Origin of the sequence: Pseudomonas sp. KBW05 (assembly GCF_003852405.1) — a bacterium.
Taxonomy (GTDB): domain Bacteria; phylum Pseudomonadota; class Gammaproteobacteria; order Pseudomonadales; family Pseudomonadaceae; genus Aquipseudomonas.
In genome coordinates this window covers 292,121-298,562 of the sequence record NZ_QAJM01000009.1, presented here as the reverse complement: position 1 = coordinate 298,562, position 6,442 = coordinate 292,121, and the positions used below count along the sequence as shown (strand labels likewise).

Sequence of the window (6,442 nt, the reverse complement as noted above, 5' to 3'; positions counted from 1 at the left end):
CCGTAAGGGCGGAACCAATAGTGGCCGTTACCGAAGAAACGGATATGTACACAACCAATCCAACCCCGAGCCTTTTCGCCCAGCGGGCTGCCGCTCCCCCCCATTACCCGTTATACTCGCCGGCTTTCAAAAGTTCGCCAACGAGTGCTGCCCGCCATGGAAATCAACCCGATCCTTAACACCATCAAGGACCTGTCCGAGCGCTCCGAAACTATTCGGGGGTATCTTTGACTACGATCAAAAGCATGAGCGTCTGACCGAAGTCAATCGCGAGCTTGAAGATCCTGCTGTCTGGAACAAACCTGAATACGCCCAGGAACTGGGCCGCGAGCGCGCTGCGCTGGCGCAGATCGTCGATACCCTCGACGAACTGAACACCGGTCTGGCCGATTGCCGTGACCTGCTGGACATGGCCGTCGAAGAAAACGACGAAGGCGCAGTGGGCGATGTCGTCGCCGAGCTGGCCCGTCTCGAGGAAAACCTCGCCAAACTCGAATTCCGCCGCATGTTCAGCCACGAGATGGACCCGAACAACGCCTACCTGGATATCCAGGCCGGTTCCGGTGGCACCGAGGCCCAGGACTGGGCCAACATCCTGCTGCGCATGTACCTGCGCTGGGCCGACAAGCGCGGTTTCGAAGCGACCATCATGGAACTGTCCGCCGGTGAAGTCGCCGGTATCAAGGGCGCGACCGTGCATATCAAGGGTGAATACGCATTTGGCTGGTTGCGTACCGAGATCGGCGTACACCGCCTGGTGCGCAAGAGCCCGTTCGACTCCGGCAACCGCCGTCACACCTCGTTCTGCGCGGTGTTCGTCTCGCCAGAGATCGACGACAAGGTCGAGATCGAGATCAACCCGGCCGACCTGCGCATCGACACCTACCGCTCCTCCGGTGCCGGTGGTCAGCACGTAAACACCACCGACTCGGCCGTACGTATCACCCACGTACCGACCAACACCGTGGTCAGCTGCCAGAACGAACGTTCCCAGCACGCCAACAAAGACACCGCCATGAAAATGCTGCGGGCCAAGTTGTACGAGCAGGAAATGCAGAAGCGCAACGCCGCTTCCCAGGCGCTGGAAGACACCAAGTCGGACATCGGCTGGGGTCACCAGATCCGTTCCTATGTGCTCGATGCGTCGCGGATCAAGGATCTGCGCACCAACATCGAACGCAGCGACTGCGACAAGGTGCTCGATGGCGACATCGACGAGTATCTGGAAGCGAGCCTGAAATCAGGCCTGTAACACCCTAATTCTGTGATGGAAGATTTAAAGACATGAGCGACCAACAACTCGACCCGCAAGCCCTGCAACAGGAAGAAAACTCCCTGATCGCCCTGCGCAAGGAAAAGCTTGCTGCCGAGCGCGCCAAGGGCAATGCCTTCCCCAACGACTTCCGTCGCGAAAACTACTGCGATGCGTTGCAGAAGCAATACGCCGACAAGACCAAGGAAGAGCTGGCAGAGGCTGCGATCCCGGTCAAGGTGGCAGGTCGCATCATGCTCAACCGTGGCTCGTTCATGGTGATCCAGGACATGACCGGGCGCATCCAGGTCTACGTCAACCGTAAAACCTTGTCGGAAGAAACCCTGGCCGCGGTGAAAACCTGGGACATGGGTGACATCATCGCGGCTGAAGGCACCCTGGCCCGTTCGGGCAAGGGCGACCTGTACGTTGAAATGACCAACGTGCGCCTGTTGACCAAGTCTCTGCGCCCACTGCCAGACAAGCACCACGGTCTGACTGACACAGAACAACGCTACCGCCAGCGCTACGTTGACCTGATCGTCAACGAAGACGTGCGCCACACCTTCCGTGTGCGTTCGCAAGTGATTGCGCACATCCGCAGTTTCCTGATGCAGCGTGACTTCCTTGAAGTCGAAACGCCGATGCTGCAAACCATTCCTGGTGGTGCCGCGGCCAAGCCATTCGAAACCCACCACAACGCCCTGGACATGGAAATGTTCCTGCGTATCGCGCCGGAGCTGTACCTCAAGCGCCTGGTGGTTGGTGGCTTTGAAAAAGTGTTCGAGATCAACCGCAACTTCCGTAACGAAGGCGTTTCGACCCGTCACAACCCAGAATTCACCATGTTGGAGTTCTACCAGGCTTACGCCGACTACGAAGACAACATGGACCTGACCGAAGAACTGTTCCGTGAGTTGGCACAGTTGGTCCTGGGCAGCACCGACGTGCCGTACGGCGACAAGGTGTTCCACTTCGGCGAGCCGTTCGTGCGTCTGTCGGTGTTCGATTCGATCCTCAAGTACAACCCTGAGCTGACCGCTGACGACCTGACCGACATCGACAAGGCCCGCGCCATCGCCAAGAAAGCCGGGGCCAAGGTGCTGGGCTTCGAAGGCCTGGGCAAACTGCAGGTGATGATTTTCGAAGAACTGGTGGAGCACAAGCTGGAACAGCCGCACTTCATTACCCAGTACCCATTCGAAGTGTCGCCGCTGGCCCGTCGCAACGATGACAACCCGAACGTCACTGACCGTTTCGAGCTGTTCATCGGCGGCCGTGAAATCGCCAACGCCTACTCCGAGTTGAACGACGCGGAAGACCAGGCCGAGCGCTTCATGGCCCAGGTGGCCGACAAGGACGCCGGCGACGACGAAGCCATGCACTACGACGCAGACTTCGTCCGCGCCCTGGAATACGGCATGCCGCCGACCGCTGGTGAAGGTATCGGCATCGACCGCCTGGTGATGTTGTTGACCAACTCGCCGTCGATCCGCGACGTGATCTTGTTCCCGCACATGCGGCCACAAGCGTAAGCGAAGCGAAATCCGAAGCCGCCTTTTATAAGGCGGCTTTTTTATGTGGCGTATTTAAGCGTCAAGCAAATAGCGCCAAGGGATCGTTCCCACGCTCCGCGTGGGAATGCCTCCCCTGACGCTCCGCGTCACCTTTCAAAGGAAGATCTGTGGTGAACCGCGTTATGGCTCAAGAAGGCGCCGCCGGCATTGCTGCTGCCGTGGCTGAAAGTGTCCAGTACCAAGGCCGCAAGGCCAGTCGCCGGGGCAGCGAGCAGCGCCGGCAAGACATTCTCGATGCGGCCATGCGCATCGTCGTGCGCGATGGCGTGCGCGGCGTACGCCATCGCGCAGTGGCGGCGGAGGCCGGTGTGCCGTTGTCGGCCACCACCTACTATTTCAAGGATATCGATGACCTGCTCACCGATACCTTCGCCCAATACGTCGAACGCAGCGCCGCGTTCATGGGCAAGCTGTGGGTGCGCAACGAAGGCTTGCTGCGGGAGATGGTTGCCTACGGTGATGGCAGCCCGCAGTCGCGCTCGCAACTGGCCGATGACATCGCGCGGCTGACGGCCGACTACGTGATGCGCCAACTGACCAACCGTCGTGAACACTTGATGGCCGAGCAGGCGTTTCGCCAGGAAGCCCTGTTGAACCCGCGCCTGGCCGAGTTGGTGCGCTCCCACCAGCAGATCCTGTTGCAGGGCACCGGGCAGTTTTTCCAGGTATTGGGTTCGCGCGAGCCGCAGCAGGACGCCAAGGTGTTGACGGCTATAATCGGTCGGATGGAGTATCAGGGCCTGCTCGGCAGCGCAGACAGCCTGACCGGTGAAGAGATGCTTGAAATCCTCAAGCGCTACATGCATTTGGTGTTGGCGTCGGTCTGACGTAGGCTGCTGAGGCACATAACGTTTAAAGAGGAAGTTCCAGGTGGACGATTACCAGCAGACGATACGCACCTTGTCTGATCGCATTGTGCTGGCGCAAACACCGATTCGCGTCCTCGACGCCGTGAAGTGGGACGAAAGCATTCGCCAGGGTTTCCTCAAGGCCAAGGGCAAGGAAATGCCGGCCGTCAGCCGTGACTATTACCTCAACCGGCCGCTGTCGTTCGACTCCAGTGCGGTGAAGCTGGAGTTCCAGAACATCGAGCGCGACATCACCCGTCGCCTCGGCCAGTTCAGCCCAGTGGGGCAGATCATGCGCCGCATGTGCCGCGAATACCGCATGGTGGTGCGCATGCTCGAAGCGCGTGGCACCGAAGACTTCGGCCTGATCTCCCAGGAACTCTACGGCGCCGCCTCCGATGCGTTCCACGCCGGCGACCCGACCCTGGCCGACCTCGGCCTGATGCTCTCCGACTACCTGAACAATATCGACGGCCGTGGCGACTTGAAGGATGAGGCCAAGACCCTCACCGCCAAGGACGCCGTGGCCCTGCTGCAAACCCGGCTGAACAAGGTGTTTGGCGAGGCCGAGGAAACCATCCGCGTGTTCGAGTCCGACGGCATTGTCGCCGACGCGGCGGCGGGCGCCGACTACATCAAGATCCGCGCCGACGCGATGTTCAACGACCGCGACGTGCGCGCCCTGGAAGTGCATGAAGGCCTGGTGCACGTCGGCACCACCCTCAACGGGCAGAACCAGCCGATCTGCACCTTCCTGTCCAAGGGCCCGCCGTCGTCCACCGTGACCCAGGAAGGCCTGGCGATCCTGATGGAGATCATCACCTTCGCCTCCTACCCGAGCCGCTTGCGTAAATTGACCAACCGCACCCGGGCCATCCACATGGTGGAGGAGGGCGCCGACTTCCTGCAGGTGTTCGAGTTCTTCCGTGAACAGGGCTTTGAAATGGCCGAAAGCTACGGCAACGCCAGTCGCGTATTCCGTGGCTCGGTGCCGACGGGTCTGCCGTTTACCAAGGATTTGTCCTACCTCAAGGGCTTTATCATGGTCTACAACTACATCCAGCTGGCCGTGCGCAAAGGCAAGCTGGAACAAGTGCCGCTGCTGTTCTGCGGCAAGACCACCCTGGAAGACATGCGAACCCTGCGCCAATTGGTGGACGAAGGCCTGGTGGTACCGCCCAAGTATCTGCCGGAGCAGTTCCGCGATATGAACGCGCTGGCGGCGTGGATGTGCTTCTCCAACTTCCTCAACCACTTGAGTCTGGATCGGATCGAGGCGGATTACTCCAACATTCTCTGAGAGATGTTCCTGAAGAAAAACAGATCAAAATGTGGGAGCTGGCTTGCCTGCGATAGCGGTCTATCAGTCACAGCTGTTTCAACTGAAAGATTGCTATCGCAGGCAAGCCAGCTCCCACAGTTGATCTCATTTGTTCTTGAGAGATGAGTCCAACATTTCAGCGAGGCTTCAACGGATGAGAATCCTCGGCATTCTGTGCCTGCTACTGACCTTGAACGGCTGCAGCTCTCTGCTGTTCTACCCCGAACCCGGCCTGCCGTTCACACCGGAAAAGGCCCACCTGGCCTACCGTGACATCACCCTCACCACCGCCGACGGAGTAAAACTCCACGCCTGGTGGCTGCCCGCCAAACCCGGCGTGCCGGTCAAGGGCACGGTGCTGCACCTGCATGGCAACGGCGGCAACCTGGCCTGGCACTTGGGCGGTAGCTGGTGGTTGCCGGAGCAGGGCTATCAGGTGTTGCTGCTGGACTATCGCGGTTATGGCCTGTCCGAAGGCAAGCCGTCATTGCCGGCGGTTTATCAGGACATCGACGCCGCGTTCAGTTGGATCGACAAGGCCCCCGAAACGCAAAACCAGCCTTTGATCATCCTCGGCCAAAGCCTGGGCGGTGCGCTGGCGGTGCATTACCTGGCGGCCCACCCGGAGCGTCAGCCGCAACTCAAGGCGCTGGTCCTGGACGGCGTGCCCGCCAGTTATCGTGACGTAGGACAATTCGCCCTGAGCACCTCCTGGTTAACATGGCCGTTGCAGGTGCCCTTGTCCTGGCTGGTGCCGGACGCCGACAGCGCGCTCCAGGCCATGCCGAAGTTGACCGGCGTACCGAAACTGCTGTTCCACAGCCTGGATGACCCGATTGTGCCGGTGGCAAACGTGATCCGCCTGTATCAAGCTGCGCCACCGCCGAGAGTGCTGCAACTGACCCGTGGCGGCCATGTGCAGACGTTCGCCGACAAGACCTGGCAAACCGTGATGCTGCGCTATCTGGACGATCCCCAGCACTTCAACGGCCTACGCCGCCTGGGTGAAATTCCGAATTACCCCATTCCCAAAGTTGATTCATCAGAGAGCCCGCAATGAGCGAAGAACGCAACATGATCCCGCTGATCCTCACCGGCATCGGCACCATTATCGGCACCGTCGGCTGCCTGTGGTTCTACGGCTACCTGCACTTCGCCAAGCCCGAAGATGCGCTGCTGCTCAGCGACTTCACCATGCTCAAGACCGTGCCCGGCGAGGATTACAAGATTTCCCTGACGCCGGCCGCGCAAGTGGCGCAGTGCGTTGATGGCGTGCTGGTGATGTTTGATACCGACCAGAAAGGCCTGAGCGGTGTGCTGGTGAACAACAAGAAACAGGCCGTGCGCTGCATGGGGCAGGAAACCCCGCAGTTGCAGCAGTAAGCTGTCGCATCGTCCCTGTGGGAAAACGTCACTCAACCTGGCAATAAATCCCTTTCTGCAT

The 6,442-nt window shown here is 59.9% G+C and carries 6 protein-coding genes; all 6 read left to right on the top strand.

The window, feature by feature from the left end; genetic code table 11:
* The first annotated feature begins 156 nt into the window (after positions 1–156).
* The 6 genes from prfB to DBR46_RS10075 all read left to right on the top strand — a co-directional run bounded on the left by prfB (position 157) and on the right by DBR46_RS10075 (position 6,381).
* Positions 157–1,252, top strand: a protein-coding gene (prfB, locus tag DBR46_RS10100; protein WP_102591687.1) for a peptide chain release factor 2 whose coding sequence is annotated in 2 segments (ribosomal slippage) — positions 157–228 and positions 230–1,252 — 1,095 coding nt in all. Because the reading frame shifts where the segments join, the coding sequence is not laid out codon by codon here.
* Between the two features lie 32 nt (positions 1,253–1,284).
* Positions 1,285–2,787 carry a lysine--tRNA ligase gene (gene lysS / locus DBR46_RS10095; RefSeq protein ID WP_124526062.1) on the top strand — a complete coding sequence of 501 codons (1,503 nt, stop codon included), beginning with the start codon at positions 1,285–1,287 and terminating at the stop codon, positions 2,785–2,787.
* A 152-nt stretch (positions 2,788–2,939) separates the two neighbouring features.
* The gene (locus DBR46_RS10090; protein WP_026136994.1) at positions 2,940–3,656 is read left to right on the top strand and encodes a TetR/AcrR family transcriptional regulator; all 717 of its coding nucleotides are present in this window, start codon (positions 2,940–2,942) and stop codon (positions 3,654–3,656) included.
* Between the two features lie 43 nt (positions 3,657–3,699).
* Positions 3,700–4,977 (top strand): flavohemoglobin expression-modulating QEGLA motif protein, encoded by a 1,278-nt coding sequence (locus tag DBR46_RS10085; protein WP_124526061.1) that lies wholly within the window; start codon positions 3,700–3,702, stop codon positions 4,975–4,977.
* 175 nt (positions 4,978–5,152) lie between these two features.
* Positions 5,153–6,058, top strand: a complete 906-nt coding sequence (locus DBR46_RS10080) for an alpha/beta hydrolase (RefSeq protein WP_124526060.1) — start codon at positions 5,153–5,155, stop codon at positions 6,056–6,058.
* Positions 6,055–6,381 carry a hypothetical protein gene (locus DBR46_RS10075; protein ID WP_124526059.1) on the top strand — a complete coding sequence of 109 codons (327 nt, stop codon included), beginning with the start codon at positions 6,055–6,057 and terminating at the stop codon, positions 6,379–6,381. Before DBR46_RS10080 ends, DBR46_RS10075 begins: the two co-directional genes overlap by 4 nt.
* Positions 6,382–6,442 lie beyond the last annotated feature (61 nt).

What these genes read in the sequence shown, in the direction of transcription:
- lysS (WP_124526062.1), top strand. Translation starts at nt 1,285, where the DNA reads ATGAGCGACCAACAACTCGACCCGCAAGCCCTGCAACAGGAAGAAAAC.
- DBR46_RS10080 (WP_124526060.1), top strand. Translation starts at nt 5,153, where the DNA reads ATGAGAATCCTCGGCATTCTGTGCCTGCTACTGACCTTGAACGGCTGC.
- DBR46_RS10075 (WP_124526059.1), top strand. Translation starts at nt 6,055, where the DNA reads ATGAGCGAAGAACGCAACATGATCCCGCTGATCCTCACCGGCATCGGC.